The sequence below is a fragment of the Pararhizobium sp. IMCC21322 genome, assembly GCF_030758295.1.
GTDB lineage: Bacteria > Pseudomonadota > Alphaproteobacteria > Rhizobiales.
This window is the reverse complement of the sequence record NZ_CP132335.1, coordinates 1,032,729-1,055,577: the sequence shown is the minus strand read 5'-3', so window position 1 is coordinate 1,055,577 and position 22,849 is coordinate 1,032,729. Positions and strand designations below refer to the sequence as shown.

The window sequence follows — 22,849 nt, the reverse complement described above, 5'->3', positions numbered from 1 at the left end:
GTCTCAGTCACTTTAGCCCCTTTTACACATCACGGCGGAAAACGAGCGTTGCGTTGGTACCGCCAAAGCCAAATGAATTGGTCAGTGCAATCTGGACTTCCGTGTCCTTACGCTCGCGCAGAATGGGAACACCTTCAAACTCTGGATCAAGCTCGGTGATATGCGCGCTTTCTGCCATGAAGCTGTTTTCCATCATCATCAGGCAGTAAATCGATTCCTGAACACCAGTCGCCCCAAGCGAATGGCCTGTCAGTGATTTGGTTGCAGAAATGAAGGGAATGTTTTCTCCGAAGACTTCCTTGATAGCGCCGATTTCCTTACGGTCGCCAACTGGCGTGGAGGTGCCGTGGGTATTGATGTAATCAACCGTGCCCTCAACAGTCGCCAGCGCCTGTTGCATGCACCGTACAGCGCCCTCACCGGATGGTGCGACCATGTCATGGCCATCAGACGTCGCACCATAGCCGACAATCTCACCATAGATTTTGGCACCGCGTGCCTTGGCATGTTCCAGTTCTTCCAGAACCAGCACACCAGCACCACCGGCAATGACAAATCCATCGCGTGTTACATCATAAGCGCGGGAAGCCGTTTCAGGCGTGTCATTGTGCTTGCTGGTCATCGCGCCCATGGCGTCGAAAAGATTGGACATGGACCAGTGCAAATCTTCACTGCCGCCAGCAAAGACAATATCCTGCTTGCCGACCTGAATGGTCTCATAGGCGTTGCCAATACAATGATTGGACGTGGCACAGGCCGACGAAATTGAATAGTTTACGCCCATAATCTTGTAAGGTGTCGCCAGAGTTGCCGACGCGGTAGACGACATGGCTTTGGGCACAGTGAATGGCCCAATGCGCTTGGGCGATTTATTCTCAACCGTTAACTGAGCCGCCTCAATAACCGACTTCGTGGAAGGCCCGCCCGACCCCATGATGATGCCAGTGCGTGGATTGGAGACATCGCTTTGTTCCAGCCCGGAATCCTCAATGGCTTCCTGCATGGCTACCCAGTTCCAGGCGGAACCCAGCCCCATGAAACGGGCAGCACGCCGGTCGACCATTGTAAATGGATCAAGGGTTGGCTTGCCGTAAACATGGCAGCGAAAGCCCAGTTCAGCATATTCTTCTGAATAGGAAATGCCAGAACGAGCTGTTTTCAGGCTATCCAGAACTTCTGCTTTATTATTGCCAATTGAGGACACAATGCCCATGCCGGTAACGACGACGCGTTTCATGGTCGGCTCCTTTAACGATCAAAAATTACGGATTACGCTTCAGTCTGGAAAAGACCAACCCGCAAATCCTTTGCTTGATAGATAGTCTCGCCATCAGCCTTTAACCAGCCGTCGGCGATGCCCAATTTCAGGCGTGAGCGCATGACGCGTTTGATTTCGATTCCATATTCAATGAGCTTTACATCGGGTGTTACCATCCCGGAAAACTTCACCTCGCCCACCGACAGGGCACGCCCCCGGCCCGGTTCCCCCAGCCAGCCAAGATAGAAGCCCAACAGCTGCCACATGGCGTCCAGGCCCAGACAACCGGGCATGACGGGGTCGCCTTCAAAATGGCAGGTGAAAAACCAGAGTTCAGGATTTATATCGTATTCAGCCCGAATGAGACCTTTGTCCTTCGCACCACCTTCTTCGGAAATGGCGGTGATGCGATCAAACATCAGCATGGGCGGCAGCGGGAGCTGGGCATTGCCCGGTCCATAAAGGCGGCCATGACCGCATTCCAGCAGGGCTGCCTTGTCAAATGAAGATGGCCGCGTGATCGGTGTGTCGCCTGACGTTTGATTATCGCTCACTTAAACTCTTTCTCTGGCATTAAGACGTATCGATGATGTGAAGACACCACCTAAATATAGCTGTCGTTAACACAAGCATGTGCCAACGAAAAGACTTGTTCTGGCGCAAAACCACGCTCCTCCCGAAGGGACACTATATAGAATGCCCGACTGCCGCTGCACCGATTTTGAAAAGGCACCCAGCCTTACCCGCAATCTGTTCATAGCATTTGTGCTTTCTATACACGCCAATTCAATCTCCCAATTGAGTTCAAACCCCAGAGAAATGCCATTTCGCGGATGCAGCAAATCCTTGCGGTTTGACACCAAAATGCCTATTGTTCAGGCAGGTTAATTGAAAAGGTAAGTGGCCGATGGCCGGTTTTGAAACACAAGGCGAAGCTGACATCCAGGAAGAGATGGTTGAAACGGGTGTTGTAAACCTGTTGCGCGACCATGATCTGCGCCCCACCCGCCAGCGCGTAGCCTTGGCGGAACTGCTGTTTTCCAAGGGTCACCGCCATATCAGCGCTGAAGCACTGCACGAGGAAGCGGAAAACCGGAGCATCAAGGTGTCTCTGGCGACCATCTACAATACGCTGCATCAATTCACCAATGCAGGTCTGCTGCGCGCAGTGCCGGTTGACGGGTCAAAAACCTATTTCGACACCAATGTCGACAATCATCACCACTTCTTTGTGGAAGATGATCAAGAGGTCATTGATATCCCTGCACAGAATTTCACCTTGGGCATGCTGCCGGAACCACCGGAAGGCATGGAAATCACCCGTGTTGAAGTGGTGGTGCGGGTCCGCCGTAAAAGCTGATTCTCTCCTATTTGCCTGATCGGCAAATCATGCCAATTACCAAATTTTGCAAATTAAATGCAGATGACGCGCGCCAAAATACGTGCGCCCTGTTCGGTCAGATCGGTCAGTTCGGTAAGCTCATCCGGACCGTCAAAATCGGTAATCAGTCAATGGAACCGGATTCGCCTTCTTCCGCATCGGGCGTCACGTCGAGAATACGTGCGCGGCTGGTAATTGTCACCTCAGGCTTGCATTCGCTCATGCAAGGATCATCAGCTTTGAAAATTGGTGTATCCGGCCTTGGATCAAAGAAGAAATTGTCCTCATTGGGCATGCGCACTGACGCAAAATTCTGTTTCGATAGCTCAAATTCCTCATCCGTCACAATATCATTCATGTAGAGCAGATAGGCCGTGATGCCGTAGATCTCGTCCGGTGTCAGTGACTGGGATTCGCCAAATGGCATCGCCCGGTTGATATAGTCATAAACGGTGGACAGATAGGGCCAGTAAGAGCCGATTGTCTTGACAGGCCGATCATCGGTCAGGCTGTCCTGCCCACCCGACAATACCGGCCAGCGATCCACGCCCTCGCCAAAATCACCGTGACAGACAGCGCAACGTTCCGCGAACACTTCTTCGCCCTGGGTAACCGTCCCGGAGCCTTGCGGAAGTCCCGTCCCATCCGGACGCACATCAATGTCCCAGGCGGCAATTTCGTCGTCGCTGGCGACCCGGCCAAGGCCCAGGCCTTCAGAAAAAGCAGGCAGGGTGAGAGAGCTCAGCAGCAGGGCCGCAATTGATGCCTTAAGAAACTTCGACATTTTCCACCTCCCCCGGGGCTTTGACATGCCAGGTCTGGATGCCGTTATTGTGGTAAATCGAATTTTCGCCGCGCACGGACCGCAAGGCAGATTTGGTGGGCTGCACATAACCGGTGGAGTCAATCGCCCGTGACTGCAGCAACAGCGGCTGACCGTCCCAGTTGAAATCGAAATAAAAGCGGTGCAGCGATTTATCAAGGCTTGGACCGTCCAGCCGCGCCGTGTGCCAGTTTTTGCCGCCGTCCAGACTGACGTCAACGCGGGCAATTGTTCCCCGTCCCGACCAGGCAAGCCCGGTTAAAACGGTCTGGCCCTTGTCATGCATCAACGGTGCCTGTGGCGAGGGATTGGTGATGACGGATTTTGCATCCATGACCCAGGTAAAGCGTCTTGCGCGCCCATCGGCCATCAAATCGGTGTATTTTGAGGTTTCCTCACGATGCTGCCAGGGCGCATCGCCAATTTCGAGGCGGCGGAGCCATTTGACCCACATATTGCCTTCCCAGCCCGGAACCACCAGCCGAACCGGATAACCCTGTTCCGGCCTCAGGGCTTCACCATTCATGGCGAAGGCAACCAGACAATCCTCGAGCACCTTTTCCATGGGTATGGAGCGTGTCATCGCGGCGCTGTCTGCGCCTTCTGCCAAAAGCCAGCTGCCTTTGGGTTTGACGCCTGCTTCCGCCAGCAAATGGCTTAGCCGGACACCGGTATACATGACATTGTGAACCATGCCGTGGGTGAACTGACAGCCATTCAACTGGGCGCCGCGCCACTCCATCCCGGAATTGGCGGCACATTCCAGAAAATAGGCATGATTTTCTCTGGGGAAGCGCTTCAGATCTTCCATGGTGAAGACCAGCGGCTTGTCCACCATGCCGTGGATCATCAGGCGATGCTGTGACGGATCAACCTCGGCGATGCCCGCATGGTGGCGCTCGAAACAAAGCCCGTTCGGGGTGATGATCCCATCCAGATCATGCAATGGCGTGAAATTCACCGAAGAAACCGGATCAGCCGTCAGCCAGGGGACATTGCGTCGCACGACCTGTTCCTCAAATGGTGAGGGCGTGCCGTATGGGCGCGCGTCAACGCCCTCACCAAGATACTGGTTCCAGTCCTGGAGTTCCAGTATAGCGGGATCACCGGCAGCGACTGCCTTTTGTCCGGCCAGAAGACTTGCGCCCATAGCCAGCGAAGAAGCAGCTCCAGCACGCAGAAAACTACGGCGGGATGGCCCTTTCATGGGGTCCGAACCTGAGCCATCCTGCTGCACATCCGTGCCTGTATTCTGGCGGTTTTTCTGATCGCTCACATCAGGCCCTCCCCTGTGTCACAAACATTGTCCGGCGTATTTCAACGCTGAATTTCGTGTACACATCATTACATTCTTTTTTTTGAATGTAAAGAATTCCGGATGTGAAAATAGAGCTACGCACAACGGGTCTTATGCGCTCTGTGAGGGTATTTATCCGTCTTTGTTGTTGGGTCTAACCGCTATCGCAGCGAATCGAAAACGACCGCGAATCATCGAACGGATTTAACAGTGTTGCCAAACACCTCAATGGGAGCCGTCAGGATTTCGTCGGGTCGCGTCAACACTGTTTGAGGCGTGTGGATGACGATATCACCAGTGGTGGCGACAACCTGACCAATATTGCGGGTCAGGGTTTGCAGGCGGTCAGAAAACCGCATGTCATTTGAGGAAAACTGATTGCCATCATTCAATCGGCCGCCAAGCAATTTCACGATTTCCGGAGCCTGAGCAAACTTGCCATGACGCAGGGAATCATCTGATTTCACGCTGGTCAGATCATAGACAATGATTCCAAGATCCGCGATTTCCGTGTCCTCAGCGTAATTGCCGATGCGTGGCTGATTGCCGGACAGTCTTTGCGACAGACTAAGCGCGCGATCATCTTTGGAAACCAGCAGATTATAAGGCTTTTCCGGACGGCCGAGCCGTTGCATCTGCGCCTTGAACACCCCAACATCAATATCGGGTGACGCAAGCACCACTTCTCCCATTTTGCCGCCAAGGGTCGGATTGCCAGCGATCTGCAATTGCCGCAAGCTTTCCATCGCAACCCAATTGCCCATGGAATGGGCCATGATATGGACTTTGCGCGCATTTGTTCCGGCCAGAAGCTTCAGGGTTTTTTCCAATCCGTCGCGCGCAATTGTCGCGCTTTCGCGGTCATAGAAATATTCCAGCGGACTTCCCCTGGAAGCCCATGTGAACAAAACCAGCGTTCCCTGAAAGCCGGAATCATGCGCGAATTGAGCGAATCTCATGACGCTGTCGGAAAAACCGGTATTGTAGCCATGCACGAACAGCAACACATCACGATCGCTGTTCTCCTGAGTTGCAATCTCTGCATTGACGGCTTTTGAGAATACCTCATCGCTGTTCAGATAGGTGCGGTCGCGAATGACAAAATGCCGGTCCGCAGAGGGCTGGCCGTATCGCGGGCGTTCCAAAGCGCCAGCCTGGTGACCCGGTGGTATGGAAACAAAGACGGCAGCATGGTCGAGGCCAACGCCGCGTTCACCGGAAAAAAACTCCTCTGTATCATCCGAACGGGCGCGGGTGGTCGCCACAAGAATGTGTTCTGTCTTAACGCTGCCGGTCACTTGTGTGCTGGTGCCGGTTGACGCAAGCGAGGCGCACCCAACCAATGGCAGCAGCAGCGCCAGGCAGAAAAATCTTTTAATCAAATGCATATCCGCCAACGAGACTTTCTTTGCCAAAGCCTAGCGACCAAATTGCGGCGGATTGCAGGCGGGCACATCAGGACTTAGATGTGCATGATGGCGGTTTCTTGTTTTGATTCAAGTTTGGGTTTAGCAAGGGACAAACGCACGAAAGCAGATTTAATCCGCCTTGCACACAGGCGCGCTTCAACAGGAACAAATAGCCAATGGCAGACCAGCAAACTCCAGAGCGCAGCAACCAGACACATAATGTTCTTTGGGCCATGCTGAAGTTTTCCGGACGCATGAACCGGGAGGAGTATTGGTGGGCCAATGCGTTTTTGCTGGGTATCTCGCTTGTGGCCTTTCGCATTTTGTTTGCCGGTTCAATCGAATTGTCCAGCGAGGGCGAGCTTCTCCTGCCCGATGCAATGATGGCGCCGTTTTTCATGATTATGGTGGCGTCGCTCTATGTGACTTTTGCCATTTCGGTAAAACGACTGCATGATCTGGGTTGGCCCGGCATTGTTGCCTGCGTGTTCCTGTTTCCGGCTATTGGCCTGTTGGCCTTTCTTATGCTTGGATTGATGAAGGGTAACAATGAGCCAAACAAATACGGCATGGTCCCGCCAAGATAAAAGACGCCTCTTTCATCAAGGGTCAGCCCCTTGCCACAATCATTCTGTTTCATCTGAGTTCCATCAATTATGCCCCAAAACTCCGCCACCCACATTCTTCAGAGCCTGATCAAATGTCCTTCTGTGACGCCTGATGAAGGCGGGGCACTGACGACCCTGCAAGCGCTGCTGGAACCTGCCGGATTTTTAGTTGCGCGCCCAAGCTTTGAGGATGTGGACACGCCCACAATTGAAAACCTTTATGCAACCATCGGTACCGGTGGACCTCATTTCGTGTTTGCCGGGCACACCGATGTGGTGCCGCCGGGTGATTTGTCCGCCTGGACCCACGGGCCTTTTGAAGGCGAGATCAAGAACAATATTCTCTACGGACGCGGCGCGGTGGATATGAAGGGCGGTATTGCCTGTTTTGCTGCAGCGGCCCTGGGGTTTTTGAAAGACAGGCCCGACTTTAAAGGCAGAATATCGTTTCTGATCACCGGGGATGAAGAAGGTCCGGCGGTGAATGGCACCGTCAAGCTGCTGCAATGGTGCGCAGATAAGGGTGACCATTTCGATCACTGCATTGTGGGCGAGCCGACCAATCCATCGGTTCTGGGTGACGCCATTAAAATCGGGCGCCGTGGCTCCATTACCGGACGACTGACAGTCACCGGAATACAGGGGCATGTGGCCTATCCGCATTTGTCGGATAATCCGGTGCGCAGCATCATCGGGCTGTTGGGTGGTTTGATGGACCCGCCGCTTGATAGCGGCAATGAGCGCTTTCAACCAACCAATCTGGAAGTCACCAGCATTGATGCCGGCAATGAAACCTCCAATGTCACCCCGGCCAGTATTTCGGCTCTGTTCAATGTGCGCTTCAATGATGAGTGGACCCCGGAAACAATTGCCGCAGAGTTGAAGAAGAGACTGGATCAAGCAGTGTCTGACAATCGCTTCCGCAGCGCGGATAAAAGCCCGATTTCCTATGATTTAAAATTCATTGACAATCTGTCAGACAGTTTTCTGACCCGGTCCGACACGTTGATTGATGCCCTGTCCAACGCCGTTCGGTCAGTAACCGGCCGCAAGCCGGAACTGTCTACCGGCGGTGGCACGTCTGATGCCAGATTCATCAAGAATTACTGTCCGGTGGTGGAGTTTGGTCTTGTGGGCCAGACCATGCATCAGGTTGACGAATGTGTAGATCTTGATGATGTGGACCAATTGACGCGGATTTATCGCAGCTTTCTGGACACTTATTTTTCCTGAATTTGAAAATTGCCCGAGAAAGGCAAACCCATGAGCCTTTCCTTTGAAGAACTTGCCTTCCAGCCAACCCCCATTGGCGAACTGAGCCTGCGCCGCCGCCGCGACCCGGTGCTCCAGGCAGATGTGATCGAGATTAAACTGGGCGAAGAGTTTCTGATGTCGGATCGCTTTACGGCATCGGAAATTGCGCTGGCTGATCTGGGATTGGCGCTTTTGAATGGCGATCATCTGGACGTGGTGGTGGGTGGTCTTGGTCTTGGCTATACAGCGCAGGCCGTGCTGAAAGACCAGCGTGTCAATTCGCTGATTGTGGTTGATGCCTTGCAGGCCATTATTGACTGGCATCAAGATGGTTTGCTGCCGCTGGGACCGGAACTGACAGCAGATGCGCGCAACCGGTTTGAATTGGGAGACTTCTTTGCCATGGCAGCGTCAAAAGAAGGGTTTGACCCTGCTGCGCCTGCGCGAAAGTTTGATGCTGTCCTTGTTGATATCGACCATTCGCCAGAGTTTTTGCTCGATCCGCAAAATGCCTCATTTTATGAACCGCAAGGTCTGCAAAAGCTGAGCACGCATCTGAAACCCGGCGGCGTGTTTGGCCTGTGGTCAAACGATCTGCCAGATGATGGCTTTACCGCAAGATTGGCCGGTATTTTTGACAGCGCAAGCGCTGAAACTGTGAGCTTTTTCAATCCGCTGCAAAACAAGGATTTTGTTCAGACGGTCTATCTGGCTCAGGCAGCAGATTGAAACCTATGGCGCAGCTGCAAACTTGCTGATGATCAAGCCAGCTTCTTCTTCTTTTGGTTGCTGAAAGCCTCAAACTCGGCGGCAGGCATAGGCTTTCCGTATCTGAAGCCTTGAAGTGTGTTGCAACCGATGAACTTCAAAAGCATTTCATGACTTTTGGTCTCAATTCCCTCCGCAGTCACTTCCATCCCAATCGATGCTGCCAGATTGACAACGCATTGTACAACGGCTGCCGATTGAGGGTTGATGTCGATATCGGAGACAAATGATCTGTCGATCTTCACCTTATCAAATGGGAAGCTCTGAATGTAGCCAAGGCTGGAATAACCTGTACCAAAATCATCCAGCGCGATCCGTATACCCCTGGATTTGAAGGTCTCGATGGTGCGCCGTGCGACGCTGGCATCATAAATCAACAGTCCTTCAGTGACTTCCAGTTCCAGTCTTTTGGGATCAAACCCCGTCTCGTCCACGGCGTTAAACACGCGCTCAACGAGAAAGGCATCGCGGAACTGGACGGGAGACAGATTGACCGACAGAAACAGCTCCGGCCTGTTTGCCATGGTTGTCATGGCCGTGCGCAGCACCCAGTCACCAATTTCCACGATGCTGCCGCTTTCTTCTGCAACGGGAATGAATTCGACCGGGGAGACCAACCCACGGGTGGGGTGGTTCCAGCGCACAAGCGCCTCAACGCCCACAGTCTCCTGTGTTTGTCCGTCAACAATTGGCTGGAAATAGACCTCAAGCTCATTGTTGTTGACGGCTTGTCCGAGTTCCATTTCGAGCGCACGCCGTTGGATTGTCTCCAGTTCCATCACAGGATCAAAGAGAACCGGATTGCCGTCACTCAGTGACTTTGCCTTGTACATGGCCAAATCCGCCCGACGCATCAACTCGTCATGATCTTCGCCATGCTCTGGATACAAAGCAATGCCAACCGATGCTCCGGATGCAACCGTATGCCCGCCACGTACCATTGGCTTGCTGATTTCGTGGACCATCTGCTGGCCTAACTTCACTGCTTCTTCGCTGTCCATCACAGGCTTGAAGACAATAAATTCATCACCGCCAAGACGCCCGACAAATGCTTCGCTGCCTGCAATTTCGGTCAGCACGTCGGCCGTGCGCTTCAATAGATCATCGCCGATTTTATGCCCCATCAGATCATTGACGGCCTTGAACTGGTTGAGATCCAGGAAGAAGGCAGCCGTCATCTGATCTGTCAGACTGTTCTCTTTGTGCTCAATCATCTGGCGGAACTTGGCGCGGTTGGGCAAGCCTGTCAGTGTGTCATGGAAGGCCACATAATTGGCATGAGCTTCGCTGGCCTTTAGTTGATTCGCAGCATGCTTTTGTGCTGTGACGTCCGTCATTGAGGCGACCGCCCCCAGCAACGTGCCGTCAGGATTCAAAAGCTGCGACGCCTGCGCAACAATATGCCGTTCGGGAAGATCGTTCGGGGCAATCAACATTTCCCGATCCACAATGGAAGTTCCCGCCAAGGCTTCAAAAAGAGGAACGCGCTCGGCCGTTAGCGGTGTGGTGCCGTCTGCTTCAAACAGACTGTAGAATTCAGAGCATTCCTCCGGTGGCAACGGTTTGCAGTCGATCCCGTGCATAACACGCGTTGCGTGGTTGAACATGGTCAGACGGCCTTCAGCATCACAAGCGACGACCCCGTCCTTCACGTTTTCCAGCACTGCATTCAGCATTTCTGTCTGGTTTTCAGCGTGTTTGCGTGCCAGGACCTGCGTGGATACAAGGGTCGCAGAAATCACAACACCTTCAATCTCATCACCTCCGGATTTCCAGGGACATGCTTCCCACCGCAAATACTCCACTGTTCCATCAGACAGTTGAACCGCGTCTTCCAGGTTGAGCGTTGTCTCTCCCTTCAAGGCCTTTTTAAAGGCCCTTAACCATCCGGGATGCACATTCTTGAAGTCCAGAATATCGTGGTCGCTCTTGCTCGCCTCAACGGACGATAAAAACGCGCGCCATGATTGGCTGGTCGCCAGGTAATGTCCGTTCCTGTCAACCAGGGCGATGCCAGTGGGAACATGTTCAATCAGGGCTCTCATCTGACGCTCGGTAACGGCTGCCTTATGCTGAGCCTCATGGCGATATTCAATCTCCTGAAGGACATCGCCGGTGGCCAGGCGCATTTCCATCTGGTCAACCACCATTGCAGCAAGTTCTGCCAACCGCTCCTGCTGATCCTTGGTAAAATCAGGCCGCGGCTTCGTATCAATGAGACACAGAGACCCTATCCGCTGACCGTTTTCAGCGATGAGTGGCGCACCGCAGTAAAACCGGATGCCCATATCACCGGTGACCAGAGGATGTTTCGCAAAGCGCTTGTCCTTGGTTGCATCGGGCACGAAATGCACGTCATCAGACAGAATTGTATAAGCGCAAAAGGCCAGATCACGGGGTGTTTGCCCGGTATCCAATCCGCATGATGCTTTGAACCATTGCCGATCCGTATCCACCAACGAGATAATCGCAATAGGCACGTCAAAGTTTTTGGCGGCAAAATCAGTGATACGATCAAAGGCCCGCTCTTTCTCGGTGTCGAGAATTGCAAAGCGACGCAGGGTCGCGAGGCGTTCGGCTTCATCAGATGGGATGGGTGCGGGTATCGTCATTGTATGCCTTCTCGTCAATCTTCTCTTGCGCTCCATCGACAAGGGGTTTTGAAAACATAACCACTATTCATAGACACAATAGCAAAATTTGTGATCGTCGCTATAGAACATAAATAATAAAGAGAATCTTTATTGTTGCGGTGACAAAGTGACACGGCTAACAAAGCTACAATTCAACTATAACAAACAGTTAATGAGCATAAGAGAATTCAAAACAAATTGAGAAAACGGTGCAGGATTTTGAATTCAATCTTGATCCGGTCTGGTATAGTCAACGCCCTGCAGATACAGCCCCCAAGGCGGCGCAACTGGCCCGCAGGCGCGCCGGTTTTTTTCATCAAGCGCCGCCTGCAGATCATCGGCTGTCCAGGCCCCCTCACCCACCAGCCTTAATGACCCGGCAAAAGAGCGAATCTGATTGTGCAGAAAGGACTTGGCCGAGACACGAATGTGGATTTCAAGGCCCTCCGGTCTGACATCAATCTTATCAAGGGTTTTCACCGGGCTTTTTGCCTGACATTTGGTTGCGCGGAATGTTGTGAAATCATGATGGCCAACCAGCAATTGGGCAGCAACATGCATGGCATCGGCGTCCAGCTGCTTGGGCACCCACCAGACGCGTCCCTCTTTCAGAATGCTCCGCGCCCGACGGCTTTGGATGCGATACAGATAATGGCGTTTTGTCGCGGAAAACCGGGCGTCGAAATCATCGCCCACGAGATCAACACCCAATATGGCAATTTGCTCCCGCTTCAGATGAAAGTTCAGGGCATCACGCACTGTGTCGGTGCTATGGGGCTCTGACAGATCGAGATGGGCAATCTGGCCCAAAGCGTGGACGCCTGCATCTGTGCGTCCCGCACCGCGAACAGTGACTTCCTCGGAGCAGAACTTCAGAACAGCCTGTTCCAGGGTTGCCTGAACGGACGGCCTGTTTGGTTGACGCTGCCATCCGAAATAGGGCGCGCCATCATATTCAATTGTGAGCTTGTAGCGGGGCATTGCCTGGGTCCGGGTTCTAAAGCAGGACCGCGCCTTTACTAATTGGTGCGCCGTTCAGGAATTCTTCTGCGCTCATGGGTCTTTTGCCTGCCCTTTGAACTTCCTCCAGGCGCACTGCGCCCTTGCCACAGGCAATGGTCATTTGATCGTCAAGGATTTCACCGGGTACGCCTTCGCCTTCCATTTTGCGGGACCGCAGAACCTTCAACCGCTCTTTTTGTCCACCTGATTCAAATTCACACCACGCGCCAGGAAACGGCGAAATGCCCCGAATGTGGTTGTGAACATCCTTGGCGTTGCGGCTCCATTTGATACGGGTTTCATATTTGGAGATCTTGTTGGCGTAGGTCACGCCGGTTTTCTTCTGCTCTGTCAGTGTCAGAGCCCTGGTGCCCAGCTGTTCCAATGCTTCCAGAATGAGATCGCTGCCGACAATCGACAATTGATCGTGCAAATCGCCAGCCGTCATATTCGGGTCGATGGAAACAATCTCTTCCATGGCAATCGAGCCGGTGTCGAGGCCCTCGTCCATTTTCATCACGGCGACGGCGGTTTCCGTGTCGCCGGTCATCAAGGAACGCTGGATGGGCGCTGCGCCGCGCCAGCGCGGCAGCTTAGAGGCATGAAGATTGAGGCAACCATGTCTGGGTGCCAGCAAAATGTGTTTTGGCAGTAATTGACCATAGGCCACAACCACGGCCACATCAGCCTTGTGGCTTTTGAAAATCGTCTGGGCGATGCTGTCTTTCAACGTTGTCGGCGTCTCAACCGGTATGTTGAAAGATTCTGCCATTTTGTGAACCGGAGATTTTCGCGATTCCATGCCACGATCCGCCTTGCGCGGCGGCTGGCTGTAGCAGGCGACCACATTATGCCCGGCGCCCACGATCTGCATGAGAGGGCCGACGGCAAAATCCGGCGTGCCCATAAAAACAACGCGCAATGGCATGGTGAATAGTCCCTGGTTTCCAGCCCGTCAGGCGGATTTCTGTTTCAGCGCCTTGGTGAATTTTTTCACCACCCGGTCCCGCTTCAGTTTTGATATATAGTCGATAAACAGCACGCCGTTAAGGTGGTCTACCTCGTGCTGCAAACATGTGGCCAGCAATCCATCGGCTTCCAGCTCCTGCTGTTTGCCGGTGCGATCATAATACTGAACCCTGCACTCCGTTGGCCGTGTCACTTCCTCGAAATATTCCGGGATGGACAGGCAACCTTCTTCGTAGATCGAGGTTTCCTCAGACGTCCAGATGACTTCCGGATTGATCAGAAAGATCGGGTTTTTCGGCTCGTCTTCTTCGCGGGAGCAATCAATGGTTACAACCCGTTTTGGCACACCAATCTGGATCGCGGCCAGGCCAATGCCCGGCGCGTCATACATGGTGTCCAGCATGTTATCCAAAAGCGTCTGCAGGTCATCGCCGAAATCATCAACCGGCTTCGAGATTTGGCGCAGTTGATCATCCGGCAAGATGACCAGATTCTTAACTGCCATCGTGTTGTCCTTCTTTATTCAAGGACGAGATAAGGAATTGAAGCAGGCTGGTCAATGCAGTTTGCCACAAGCGTCGGCGAATCAGATATGAAAGGCTCATGCTTGAGCCCGTTTTTCAATTTGGTGACACCATTATCATTGGCCGCGATCTGCTGATCGCCGCTGTGGTGGCGCTTGTGCTGTTCGCATGGCTGCTGCTGCACTCGCAAAGCAAAACGCGGGCGGAACAGGCAAAAGTCGTGGAGGATGCCCAGCGCCGGGCGCAGGAGCTGGAAGCCCGATTGCTGGATATGTCACGCACCCAGAGCGAGATTACCGGTCAGGTGCGCACCATGTCGGATGTGTTGTCAAACCGGCAAAGCGAGTTGATGCGCGGCGTCAATGAGCGGCTTGATGGCATGGGCCAGCGCCTTAACAGCTCTGTCAGCGAAAGCAGCAAGGGCACACAGGAGAGCCTTTCCAAATTGCAGGAACGGCTGGCCGTCATCGATCGGGCGCAAACCAATATTACGGAGCTGTCCGGCCAGGTGGTGCAATTGCAGCAGATTCTGGCCAACAAGCAAACCCGTGGTGCCTTTGGCCAGATGCGGATGGAGACGATTGTTGCGGACGGGCTGCCGAATGGCGCCTATTCCTTCCAGTCCACCCTGACCAACAACACACGGCCCGACTGTATTGTGTTCATGCCAAATGATGCACCGAGCCTTGTGATTGACGCCAAATTTCCGCTGGAAGCCTATAATCTGTTGCAGGACGCGCCGGATCTGCAAGCACAGAAACACGCCACGAGCCGCTTCAAGCAAGATGTGGATGTGCATATCAAAGCGATTGCGGACAAGTATTTCATCAAGGGTGAAACCCAGGATACAGCGTTCATGTTCGTGCCCTCGGAATCGGTCTTTGCGGCCATTCACGAACAATTTGAAGACCTTGTCAAAAAGGCACATCGGTCCCGTATCGTGATTGTTTCACCGTCGCTGCTGATGCTGTCAATTCAGGTGGTACAGGCCATTTTGAAAGATGCAAGAATGCGCGAACTGGCCCATGTCATTCAGGCGGAAGTTGCCGCGCTGCGTGATGATACGCTTCGGCTCGATGACCGGGTCAACAAGCTTCAGACCCACTTCCGTCAGGCCAATAAGGACATTGATGATATTCTGATTTCCACCAACAAGGTGGTTCGGCGCAGTCAAAAAATTGAAGATCTGGAAGTTGGCGAAATCGAAGTTCAACCTGTTGCCAAACAGCCCGATAAGCCAACTCCGGTCATTCCCCTGAAGCAGTCTGTGCGTGGATCAGACAGCGGTCAGCGCTGACAGGACGGGCACCAATAGGTGGACCTTCCGTTCTGGGTAAATTTTTCAATCACACCTTCACAGCCATCGCGCTGGCATTCCACTGTTTCGCGGTCGTAGACTGAAAAACGGTGTTGAAAATAACCTAGGCTGCCATCGGTCTGGGCATGATCGCGCAAGGATGAACCGCCAGCTTCGATGGCCTCGCTCAAGACGGCCTGAATGATCTCGATCAGCGGTTCCAGATGTTTTGTCGGTCGACCGGCCTTGGTCACCAGACTGCCGGCGCTGCGTTTGGGTGACAGGCCAGCCCGCCACAAAGCCTCCGCCACATAAATATTGCCAAGCCCGACGACGTTGCTCTGATCCAGCAAGGCCGCTTTCAGGTTCGTGGTCCGACCCTTGAATCTTTCTGCCAGATAGGCAGGCGTCAAAGAATTGCCGAACGGTTCGATACCCATTTTCAAAAACAGCTTGTGTTCGGCAATTTCGGCGCGCGGTATCAACAGCATGAAACCAAAACGGCGCGGATCATTATAGGTAATGGTGGTGCCGTCTTCCATGTGGATCACCACATGATCATGGGCACTGATTTTTGAGCGCTCATGGTGGAAAGCTCCGGGAACGTCCATGCCCTCCGGCACCTCAATGCGAAAAGAGCCGGACATGCCCAGATGCATAACCAGAACGTCACCGCTGGTCAGATCTGCCAAAAGATATTTGGCGCGCCGTCCAAGTGACGTAATCGTCTGATCTTCAACACGCAGTGAAAAATTCTCGGGGAACGGAAAGCGAAGATTTGGGCGGCGCTGTTCCAGACGCTTTATGCGTTTCTGTTCCAGAACCGGCTGCAGACCGCGCCGAACTGTTTCAACTTCTGGCAATTCGGGCAAGATGTCCCCTTAAGTTTGTTGTCAGTTTTGCATGGTGGTGCGTTAATTTTGCTATATATGAACCTTGTGATGAATACACAGACATGAAACAGGCCTATCATGCCAATATATGCGAAATCGCCAGAATCGCCAGAACCGCCTGAGACCGTAGTTGATCCTGCCGGAATGGAAACGTCCTTCGGCTATGAAGCTGTCGCGCGCGGGTACAAGCAGGAGCGCGTGAATGATGTGTTTCACAAGGTTGCTTCACGCTATGATCTGATGAATGACTTCATGTCAGCCGGTCTGCACCGGGTGTGGAAAGATGCCATGATTTCCATGCTGGCACCGCCCAAAACGCGGCCCTACCGGGTGCTGGATGTGGCAGGCGGCACGGGCGATGTTGCCTTCCGGATTGCGCGGCGCGCAGGCGCTGAAGCGCGGATCACCGTTTGCGATATCAACACGTCCATGCTGGGTGTTGGCGAAGACCGTGCGATCAAGGAAAAGCTGGCGGATCAGGTCGATTTTGTGGAAGGCAATGCCGAGGAATTGCCGTTTGCAGACAAATCCTTCGACGCCTACACCATCGCCTTTGGCATTCGTAATGTGCCCCGTTTAGCACAGGCGGTGAAAGAGGCGCATCGGGTGCTGAAACACGGCGGACGCTTCCTCTGTCTGGAGTTTTCAAAGGTCGATATTCCCGTAATGGACAAGGTGTATGATACCTATTCCTTCAACGCCATTCCGCTGATGGGCCAGTTGGTGGCCAATGATCGGGACAGCTATCAGTATCTGGTGGAATCCATTCGGAAATTCCCCAATCAGGCACGCTTTGAGCAGATCATTGCCGATGAGGGTTTTTCCAGAGTGACCCATCGCAATCTGACCGGTGGCGTCGCTGCTATTCATTCCGGTTGGAAATTGTAGGACCTGCAGTCTGTGTCAGCACCCCTTGCCTATCTGCGCCTTGTAAAAGCTGGCTTTGTGTTGGCGCGTGAAGGCGTGTTCAGCCTGCTGCCGCGAGACGATGCGCCGCTTGCCGTGCGCTTTGGTCTGTGGTGTGCGGACCGTATTGCCCAAAAGAATATTGATAATAAAAGCAAGGGCGACCGGCTGAACGCTGCATTAAACCGGCTTGGCCCATCCTATATCAAGCTCGGCCAGTTTCTGGCCACCAGGCCGGATATTGTCGGTCCCGATATTTCCGAAGGTCTAGGCAAATTGCGCGATGATGTGCCACCCTTCCCCGACGCGACAGCACGTCAGATCATTTCCTCCAATCTGAACCGCACGATAGATGTGCTTTACAGCACCTTCAGTGCACCGGTCGCAGCGGCTTCCATTGCGCAAGTGCACAGAGCAACCATTGTCGATGCTGACACCGAAAAGGCAGTTGCCGTAAAAGTGCTGCGCCCCGATGTGCGCGTGCGTTTCCAGAAGGATCTGGAAAGCTTTTATGCAGCAGCACGACTGGTGCAGACACTTGATCCATCCACCAGACGTCTGCGTCCGGTTGCCGTGGTTGATACGCTGGCGCGCAGTGTGACCATGGAAATGGATTTGCGCATCGAGGCCGCTGCCCTGTCGGAAATGGCCGAAATAGCGAAGGATGATCCCTTGTTCGTCGTTCCGTCCATTGACTGGGACCGGACCGGGCGCGATGTGCTGACGATTGACTGGATTGACGGTCTGAAAATGGCAGATCTGGACGGGCTGGAAAAAGCAGGTCACGACAAATCCGCGCTGGCGAAAAATCTCATCCAGATCTTTCTGCGCCATGCGTTGAATCACGGCTTCTTCCATGCAGATATGCATCAGGGCAACATGTTCGTTGATGCGCAAAGCCGTATCGTTGCGATTGATTTCGGGATTATGGGGCGTATCGGACCCAAGGAGCGCAAATTCCTTGCCGAGATTCTCTATGGCTTTATCAAACGGGATTATCTGCGCATTGCAGAAGTGCATTTTGAAGCCGGTTATGTGCCTGCCACCCAATCGGTTGCGGATTTTGCCCAGGCCCTGCGCGCTGTCGGCGAGCCGATCCATGGCCAGTCCGCTCAGGATATTTCCATGGCCAAGCTGCTGGGTCTGTTGTTTGAAATCACCGAATTATTTGACATGGAGACGCGCACCGAATTGCTGATGCTGCAGAAAACCATGGTTGTGGTCGAAGGGGTATCGCGCTCGCTGGACAGCAATTTTGACATGTGGAGCGCCGCTGAACCCGTGCTGCGGGACTGGCTGACTGACAATCTGGGACCGGGTGCCAAGCTGGAGCAGGCGGCCAGCAGCCTATCTTCCATTGGCCGATTGCTGAATGAGCTACCACAATTGGCAGATCGGGCCGCCCATGCCTCACAAGCTCTGGATGACATGTCTCTGGCCGGATTGCGGCTTGATGATGCAAGCCTTGCGCGACTGGCACATTATCAGGCACGCGAAAACCGCACCTCGCGGATTGCGCTTGTTGTAATGGCGCTGTCGGCTGCCGCTGTTGCACTGGCCTATGTGTTCTGATTGACTGAAACTCCACCGGAAAACCAAGCTTCGCGTCATGACAAAACATAAAATTCTGCTCATCATCGGAGGTGGCATCGCCGCCTACAAGGCGCTGGAACTGATCCGGCGGGCGCAGGATCGTGGCTACGAAGTGACGGTGATCATGACAAAAGCTGCAGAACAATTTGTAACGCCGCTCAGCGTCTCCACCCTCGCCAAAGGCAAGCTTTACGCCAATCTGTTTGATCCCCATGAAGAAATGGATGTGGGTCACATTCGCCTGTCGCGGCAGGCCGATATTGTGGTGATTGCACCAGCAACAGCTGATCTGATGGCGAAGATGGCCCATGGTCTGGCAGATGACCTGGCTACTGCCACCCTTCTGGCGAATGACAGACCAGTGTTGATTGCGCCCGGCATGAATCCGAAAATGTGGGATCATCCAGCGGCAAAACGCAACCGCGCGCAACTGGCCGAAGATGGTGTGCATTTTGTAGGACCAACGTCCGGTGAAATGGCAGAAGCCAACGAGGCCGGAACCGGGCGCATGGCAGAGCCTGCCGCCATTCTGGATGCTGTTGACGGACTTTTGAGACCATCACAGCATGGCCTGCTGTCTGGAAAACACGTCCTCATTACCGCCGGGCCGACCCATGAACCGATTGACCCGGTGCGCTATATCGCCAACCGGTCATCGGGCAAACAGGGCTATGCCATTGCCGCAGCGGCACATGCTGCCGGAGCAGAGGTAACGCTTGTAACAGGGCCGGTTCATCTCAATGCGCCAGAAGGCGTTGAAGTGGTGGCTGTCGAGACAGCCCGCCAGATGAAGCAGGCTGTTGTCGATGCCTTGCCCGCTGATATTGCTATCATGTGTGCAGCTGTTGCCGATTGGCGGACAGCAAGTGCGGCTGATCAAAAGCAAAAGAAAGATGGCAGCGGCACACCACCCGTGCTGGAACTGACCGAAAACCCGGATATTCTGCACCATGTTGCCCGCGAGGCTGATCCCCGCCCTGCTCTGGTGATTGGCTTTGCCGCCGAGACGGATCATCTGATCGAGCATGCAACCGCCAAGCGACTGCGCAAGGGCTGCGACTGGCTTGTGGCCAATGATGTGTCACAGGAGGGCGTTATGGGCGGTGATACCAACAGCGTGCATCTGATACGCGATCAAGGGATTGATGCCTGGCCAAAGGCGGATAAACAGGCTGTAGCTAACCGGCTTGTGTCAGAGATTATTCAGCACTTTCAATAGAAGTATTTTCAACAAGGTATTTTATCGATGAGCGTTCAGGTTAACATCATGCGTCTGCCACATGGGGCGGAGTTGCCGTTGCCGTCTTATCAAAGCCCGCAGGCAGCGGGCGTTGATCTGTTATGTGCAGCGCCGGAGGACGCCCTGTTGGTTCTGGAACCGGGGGCGGCGGCCAGCATACCCACCGGCATTGCCATTGCATTGCCTGCCGGCTTTGAAGCGCAAGTGCGGCCAAGGTCGGGTCTGGCTGCCAAACACATGGTCACGGTTCTGAACGCACCTGGAACGATAGACGCCGATTATCGCGGTGAAATACATGTGCTGCTGATCAATCACGGTCGGGAACCATTTGAGATCAGCCGCGGCATGCGCATTGCGCAAATGGTGGTTGCACCGGCTGAGCAGGCAGACTTTGTGAGTGTGACCACGCTGGATGAGACCCAGCGCGGCTCAGGTGGTTTCGGCAGCACAGGGCTATAAAAACTCTCCTATAGGAGACCCGCCTGCTGAGCCAACTGGTAGAGATTGCGTTGCGGTCTCGGGCCAATATGGCCCAGCACCTCACCGGCTGCCAGATTGCCAATGGATGCTGCTGTCTCATTGGGCAGGCCCAACGCATGGCCATAAAGAAAGCCTGCGGCGAACATGTCTCCAGCGCCTGTGGTGTCGATCAGACGCTCTACAAGAGTGGTCGGAACCGATACAATGCCGCCAAGGTCATCAGAACTGATAACAAAGCAGCCCTGCTCGCCATGGGTTACTGCGGCAAGAGGGCAATCTGTCTGAATAAGCTTCAGCGCCGTGTCCAGATCTGATGTCTGATAGAGCGCTTTGATCTCGGCTTCATTGGCCAGTAGAATATCAACTGTTCCATCCCTGATCAGCCCAAGGAATTCCTCGCGCCAGCGATCCACACAAAAGGAATCCGACAGGGTGATGGATACTTTGCGGCCATGTGCGTGAGAAATATCTGCTGCCTTGCGGAACGCATCTTTCGCCATGGGCGGGTCCCAGAGATAACCTTCGAAATACGCAATGGCGCTGTTTGCGACAATCTGTTCGTCAATATCGTCCGGACCCAGTTCCACACAGGCACCCAGAAACGTATTCATGGTGCGCTCACCATCAGGCGTGATCAGAATCATCGACCGTGCCGTAGGCGTGCCGCCATTTGGTAGCGGTTCTGTGTCGAATGTCATGCCAAGGGCACGCATGTCATGGCGGTAAAACTGGCCCAGCGTATCATCACAGACCTTGCCGAAAAACACACCCTTGCCGCCCAGACTGCCAATTGCTGCAACGGTGTTGCCTGCTGAGCCGCCGGATGCTTCGGTTGCCGCCCCCATCAGGGCATATAATTCTTCTGCCCGAGCGGTGTCGATAAGGTTCATACTTCCCTTGGCGAGACCTTCTCGCAGCAGAAAGTCATCTTCGGCCAGAGACAGCACATCAACAATGGCATTGCCGATGCCGAGCACATGGTGGTCAAAACGGTCGGTCATAAGAAGGTCCGGTATTATGGCGATTTTGATTTGTGAACTGGACAAGGGATGCCTATGTCCTGCCCGTATGTAGCAGGAAATGCTCCAAACACCAGCCATTGCCACCAACGGAACGCCAAAATCTTATGCTTTTTTCCGCCGCCAGCCGCGCTTTCTCGCAAATTCTCTCTCCCCGCTTCCGGGGGGTATTCTGGAAATCCATGGGACTGACCATCCTCTTGCTGATCGCATTGGTGATGCTGCTGCAAAATCTGGCGGATTTATTTATTGCCGTCAGTTCACCATGGGTGGATACTGCCATTGCATTTCTGACCGGTTTTGGCCTGCTGATCGGGGCCGGTTTCCTGATTGCCCCTGTTATGAGCGTGTTTGCCGGACTGTTTCTGGATGAGATTTCCGAAGTTGTCGAGGAGCGTGACTATGCACAGGATGAGCCAGGCGCGCCGATGCCGCTTGGCCGCTCGCTCGTGCTCTCTGCCCGGTTTCTATTGCTGGTGGTCGGCGTGAATCTGGTAGCACTGTTTCTGCTGTTGGTTCCCGGCATCAATCTGATTATCTTCTTCCTGGCCAATGGCTATCTGCTTGGCCGCGAGTATTTTCAGTTTGTTGCCATGCGGTTCTATTCCGAGGCTGACGCCAGCGCCTTGCGCGCTCGCCATTCCACGACAATTCTGTTTGCAGGTCTCATGATTGCCGGGCTTCTGGCCATTCCCATTCTCAACCTTTTGACTCCCCTATTTGCAACCGCCTTTATGGTGCATGTGTTCAAACGGCTGGATGGAAAAGATCAGGCGACTGTCTTGCCTTCATAGCGGCATAAATCTGCGATCAGACATTTTTCGCACTCAGGCTTGCGCGCCTTGCAGATATAGCGGCCATGCAGGATGAGCCAGTGATGGGCGTGTAGTAGATGCTCTTTCGGTATCGCCTTTTCCAAAAGCAATTCCACATCCAGCGGCGTTTTGCCCGGCGCCAGGCCAGTGCGGTTTGAGACACGGAACAAATGCGTATCAACCGCGATGGTGGGTTCGCCAAACGCAATGTTCATGACCACATTCGCGGTTTTTCGGCCAACGCCAGGCAGTGTTTCCAGAAAATCCCGATTGGCGGGTACCGCGCCATCAAATTCCGCAATCAGCTTTTCACACAGCGCCACCACATTTTTGGCTTTGTTGCGATAAAGACCGATGGTCTTGATGTACTCGCGCACCTTCTCCTCACCCAGGGAAAGCATCTTTGCGGGAGTGTCAGCGATCTTGAACAGGTCTTTGGTTGCGCGATTTACGCCGACATCCGTTGCCTGCGCCGACAGCACAACAGCAACCAGCAGCGTAAAGTCGTTGACATAATCCAGCTCACCCTTCGGCTCCGGATTGGCTCGCGAAAACCGGTCAAACATGTCCTGACGATCAGCCACAGACAGGCGCGAGCGCTTCTGAGTTTTCTGAGTTTTCGGGGACTTCGCGGGCTTCTTTTTAGCCTGGGTCTTCACAGATGGACTCCTTTGCATCAG

Annotated in this window: 22 protein-coding genes; 10 read left to right on the top strand and 12 right to left on the bottom strand. The window is 53.8% G+C overall.

What is annotated here, in order from left to right:
• Positions 1 to 22 precede the first annotated feature (22 nt).
• Together fabB and fabA are read right to left on the bottom strand one after the other, a co-directional pair.
• Positions 23 to 1,237, bottom strand: coding sequence for a beta-ketoacyl-ACP synthase I (gene fabB / locus RAL91_RS05240; RefSeq protein ID WP_306260335.1), 1,215 nt, complete (start codon positions 1,235 to 1,237; stop codon positions 23 to 25).
• 32 nt (positions 1,238 to 1,269) lie between these two features.
• Positions 1,270 to 1,779 (bottom strand): 3-hydroxyacyl-[acyl-carrier-protein] dehydratase FabA, encoded by a 510-nt coding sequence (fabA, locus tag RAL91_RS05235; RefSeq protein ID WP_306262789.1) that lies wholly within the window; start codon positions 1,777 to 1,779, stop codon positions 1,270 to 1,272.
• 431 nt (positions 1,780 to 2,210) lie between these two features.
• Between fabA and irrA the strand changes: the two genes are divergently transcribed.
• On the top strand, positions 2,211 to 2,618 hold the full coding sequence (gene irrA, locus RAL91_RS05230; protein ID WP_306262788.1) for an iron response transcriptional regulator IrrA: 408 nt from the start codon (positions 2,211 to 2,213) through the stop codon (positions 2,616 to 2,618).
• Between the two features lie 145 nt (positions 2,619 to 2,763).
• Here the strand turns inward: irrA and RAL91_RS05225 are convergent, their stop codons facing one another.
• The 3 genes from RAL91_RS05225 to RAL91_RS05215 form a co-directional block, all read right to left on the bottom strand.
• Entirely contained in the window at positions 2,764 to 3,423 is a 660-nt protein-coding gene (locus tag RAL91_RS05225) for a c-type cytochrome (protein WP_306260334.1), read from the bottom strand.
• Positions 3,407 to 4,669, bottom strand: coding sequence for a sulfite dehydrogenase (soxC, locus tag RAL91_RS05220; protein ID WP_371932525.1), 1,263 nt, complete (start codon positions 4,667 to 4,669; stop codon positions 3,407 to 3,409). Before soxC ends, RAL91_RS05225 begins: the two co-directional genes overlap by 17 nt.
• Positions 4,670 to 4,950: 281 nt before the next feature.
• Positions 4,951 to 6,141, bottom strand: a complete 1,191-nt coding sequence (locus RAL91_RS05215) for an alpha/beta hydrolase (protein ID WP_306260333.1) — start codon at positions 6,139 to 6,141, stop codon at positions 4,951 to 4,953.
• A 203-nt stretch (positions 6,142 to 6,344) separates the two neighbouring features.
• On the opposite strand from RAL91_RS05215, the gene RAL91_RS05210 reads away from it, so the two are divergent.
• From RAL91_RS05210 to RAL91_RS05200, 3 genes are all read left to right on the top strand, one after another.
• Positions 6,345 to 6,755, top strand: a complete 411-nt coding sequence (locus RAL91_RS05210; RefSeq protein WP_306260332.1) for a DUF805 domain-containing protein — start codon at positions 6,345 to 6,347, stop codon at positions 6,753 to 6,755.
• A 69-nt stretch (positions 6,756 to 6,824) separates the two neighbouring features.
• Positions 6,825 to 8,009, top strand: a complete 1,185-nt coding sequence (gene dapE, locus RAL91_RS05205; protein ID WP_306260331.1) for a succinyl-diaminopimelate desuccinylase — start codon at positions 6,825 to 6,827, stop codon at positions 8,007 to 8,009.
• Positions 8,010 to 8,039: 30 nt separating this feature from the next.
• Positions 8,040 to 8,759, top strand: a complete 720-nt coding sequence (locus RAL91_RS05200; protein ID WP_306260330.1) for a spermidine synthase — start codon at positions 8,040 to 8,042, stop codon at positions 8,757 to 8,759.
• Positions 8,760 to 8,791: 32 nt separating this feature from the next.
• Here RAL91_RS05200 and RAL91_RS05195 read toward each other — a convergent pair whose 3' ends face one another.
• The 4 genes from RAL91_RS05195 to def form a co-directional block, all read right to left on the bottom strand.
• Positions 8,792 to 11,410: an EAL domain-containing protein gene (locus RAL91_RS05195; protein ID WP_306260329.1), complete on the bottom strand. Its 2,619-nt coding sequence runs from the start codon at positions 11,408 to 11,410 to the stop codon at positions 8,792 to 8,794.
• Between the two features lie 246 nt (positions 11,411 to 11,656).
• The gene (truA, locus tag RAL91_RS05190; protein WP_306260328.1) at positions 11,657 to 12,412 is read right to left on the bottom strand and encodes a tRNA pseudouridine(38-40) synthase TruA; all 756 of its coding nucleotides are present in this window, start codon (positions 12,410 to 12,412) and stop codon (positions 11,657 to 11,659) included.
• A 16-nt stretch (positions 12,413 to 12,428) separates the two neighbouring features.
• Entirely contained in the window at positions 12,429 to 13,361 is a 933-nt protein-coding gene (gene fmt, locus RAL91_RS05185) for a methionyl-tRNA formyltransferase (RefSeq protein WP_306260327.1), read from the bottom strand.
• Positions 13,362 to 13,388: 27 nt separating this feature from the next.
• The gene (gene def, locus RAL91_RS05180) at positions 13,389 to 13,907 is read right to left on the bottom strand and encodes a peptide deformylase (RefSeq protein WP_306260326.1); all 519 of its coding nucleotides are present in this window, start codon (positions 13,905 to 13,907) and stop codon (positions 13,389 to 13,391) included.
• A 98-nt stretch (positions 13,908 to 14,005) separates the two neighbouring features.
• Between def and RAL91_RS05175 the strand changes: the two genes are divergently transcribed.
• On the top strand, positions 14,006 to 15,223 hold the full coding sequence (locus tag RAL91_RS05175) for a DNA recombination protein RmuC (RefSeq protein WP_371932482.1): 1,218 nt from the start codon (positions 14,006 to 14,008) through the stop codon (positions 15,221 to 15,223).
• On the opposite strand, the gene mutM is transcribed toward RAL91_RS05175, so the two are convergent.
• A complete protein-coding gene (gene mutM / locus RAL91_RS05170) occupies positions 15,214 to 16,095 on the bottom strand; it encodes a bifunctional DNA-formamidopyrimidine glycosylase/DNA-(apurinic or apyrimidinic site) lyase (RefSeq protein ID WP_306260325.1) in 882 nt (293 codons plus the stop codon). The two genes, RAL91_RS05175 and mutM, sit on opposite strands and share 10 nt — an antisense overlap.
• Before the next feature lie 165 nt (positions 16,096 to 16,260).
• Between mutM and ubiE the strand changes: the two genes are divergently transcribed.
• From ubiE to dut, 4 genes are read left to right on the top strand one after another with little or no spacing between them, the layout of a single operon-like run.
• Positions 16,261 to 17,004 carry a bifunctional demethylmenaquinone methyltransferase/2-methoxy-6-polyprenyl-1,4-benzoquinol methylase UbiE gene (ubiE, locus tag RAL91_RS05165; protein ID WP_306262783.1) on the top strand — a complete coding sequence of 248 codons (744 nt, stop codon included), beginning with the start codon at positions 16,261 to 16,263 and terminating at the stop codon, positions 17,002 to 17,004.
• A gap of 12 nt (positions 17,005 to 17,016) precedes the next feature.
• Positions 17,017 to 18,594 (top strand): 2-polyprenylphenol 6-hydroxylase, encoded by a 1,578-nt coding sequence (gene ubiB, locus RAL91_RS05160; protein WP_306260324.1) that lies wholly within the window; start codon positions 17,017 to 17,019, stop codon positions 18,592 to 18,594.
• Between the two features lie 37 nt (positions 18,595 to 18,631).
• Positions 18,632 to 19,834, top strand: a complete 1,203-nt coding sequence (coaBC, locus tag RAL91_RS05155) for a bifunctional phosphopantothenoylcysteine decarboxylase/phosphopantothenate--cysteine ligase CoaBC (RefSeq protein ID WP_306260323.1) — start codon at positions 18,632 to 18,634, stop codon at positions 19,832 to 19,834.
• A gap of 27 nt (positions 19,835 to 19,861) precedes the next feature.
• Positions 19,862 to 20,314, top strand: coding sequence for a dUTP diphosphatase (gene dut / locus RAL91_RS05150; RefSeq protein ID WP_306260322.1), 453 nt, complete (start codon positions 19,862 to 19,864; stop codon positions 20,312 to 20,314).
• An 8-nt stretch (positions 20,315 to 20,322) separates the two neighbouring features.
• Here dut and RAL91_RS05145 read toward each other — a convergent pair whose 3' ends face one another.
• Positions 20,323 to 21,336 carry an adenosine kinase gene (locus RAL91_RS05145; RefSeq protein ID WP_306260321.1) on the bottom strand — a complete coding sequence of 338 codons (1,014 nt, stop codon included), beginning with the start codon at positions 21,334 to 21,336 and terminating at the stop codon, positions 20,323 to 20,325.
• A gap of 125 nt (positions 21,337 to 21,461) precedes the next feature.
• Between RAL91_RS05145 and RAL91_RS05140 the strand changes: the two genes are divergently transcribed.
• A complete protein-coding gene (locus tag RAL91_RS05140; protein WP_306260320.1) occupies positions 21,462 to 22,148 on the top strand; it encodes a sulfate transporter family protein in 687 nt (228 codons plus the stop codon).
• Here RAL91_RS05140 and nth read toward each other — a convergent pair.
• Positions 22,124 to 22,846, bottom strand: a complete 723-nt coding sequence (nth, locus tag RAL91_RS05135; RefSeq protein WP_371932481.1) for an endonuclease III — start codon at positions 22,844 to 22,846, stop codon at positions 22,124 to 22,126. The genes RAL91_RS05140 and nth overlap by 25 nt on opposite strands.
• Positions 22,847 to 22,849 lie beyond the last annotated feature (3 nt).

What these genes read in the sequence shown, in the direction of transcription:
- nth (WP_371932481.1), bottom strand. Translation starts at nt 22,846, where the DNA reads ATGCAAAGGAGTCCATCTGTGAAGACCCAGGCTAAAAAGAAGCCCGCG.
- fmt (WP_306260327.1), bottom strand. Translation starts at nt 13,361, where the DNA reads ATGCCATTGCGCGTTGTTTTTATGGGCACGCCGGATTTTGCCGTCGGC.
- coaBC (WP_306260323.1), top strand. Translation starts at nt 18,632, where the DNA reads ATGACAAAACATAAAATTCTGCTCATCATCGGAGGTGGCATCGCCGCC.
- RAL91_RS05195 (WP_306260329.1), bottom strand. Translation starts at nt 11,410, where the DNA reads ATGACGATACCCGCACCCATCCCATCTGATGAAGCCGAACGCCTCGCG.
- RAL91_RS05225 (WP_306260334.1), bottom strand. Translation starts at nt 3,423, where the DNA reads ATGTCGAAGTTTCTTAAGGCATCAATTGCGGCCCTGCTGCTGAGCTCT.
- def (WP_306260326.1), bottom strand. Translation starts at nt 13,907, where the DNA reads ATGGCAGTTAAGAATCTGGTCATCTTGCCGGATGATCAACTGCGCCAA.
- RAL91_RS05175 (WP_371932482.1), top strand. Translation starts at nt 14,006, where the DNA reads ATGCTTGAGCCCGTTTTTCAATTTGGTGACACCATTATCATTGGCCGC.
- fabB (WP_306260335.1), bottom strand. Translation starts at nt 1,237, where the DNA reads ATGAAACGCGTCGTCGTTACCGGCATGGGCATTGTGTCCTCAATTGGC.
- dapE (WP_306260331.1), top strand. Translation starts at nt 6,825, where the DNA reads ATGCCCCAAAACTCCGCCACCCACATTCTTCAGAGCCTGATCAAATGT.
- soxC (WP_371932525.1), bottom strand. Translation starts at nt 4,669, where the DNA reads ATGAAAGGGCCATCCCGCCGTAGTTTTCTGCGTGCTGGAGCTGCTTCT.
- RAL91_RS05210 (WP_306260332.1), top strand. Translation starts at nt 6,345, where the DNA reads ATGGCAGACCAGCAAACTCCAGAGCGCAGCAACCAGACACATAATGTT.
- truA (WP_306260328.1), bottom strand. Translation starts at nt 12,412, where the DNA reads ATGCCCCGCTACAAGCTCACAATTGAATATGATGGCGCGCCCTATTTC.
- irrA (WP_306262788.1), top strand. Translation starts at nt 2,211, where the DNA reads ATGGTTGAAACGGGTGTTGTAAACCTGTTGCGCGACCATGATCTGCGC.
- dut (WP_306260322.1), top strand. Translation starts at nt 19,862, where the DNA reads ATGAGCGTTCAGGTTAACATCATGCGTCTGCCACATGGGGCGGAGTTG.
- RAL91_RS05145 (WP_306260321.1), bottom strand. Translation starts at nt 21,336, where the DNA reads ATGACCGACCGTTTTGACCACCATGTGCTCGGCATCGGCAATGCCATT.
- RAL91_RS05140 (WP_306260320.1), top strand. Translation starts at nt 21,462, where the DNA reads ATGCTTTTTTCCGCCGCCAGCCGCGCTTTCTCGCAAATTCTCTCTCCC.
- ubiE (WP_306262783.1), top strand. Translation starts at nt 16,261, where the DNA reads ATGGAAACGTCCTTCGGCTATGAAGCTGTCGCGCGCGGGTACAAGCAG.
- RAL91_RS05200 (WP_306260330.1), top strand. Translation starts at nt 8,040, where the DNA reads ATGAGCCTTTCCTTTGAAGAACTTGCCTTCCAGCCAACCCCCATTGGC.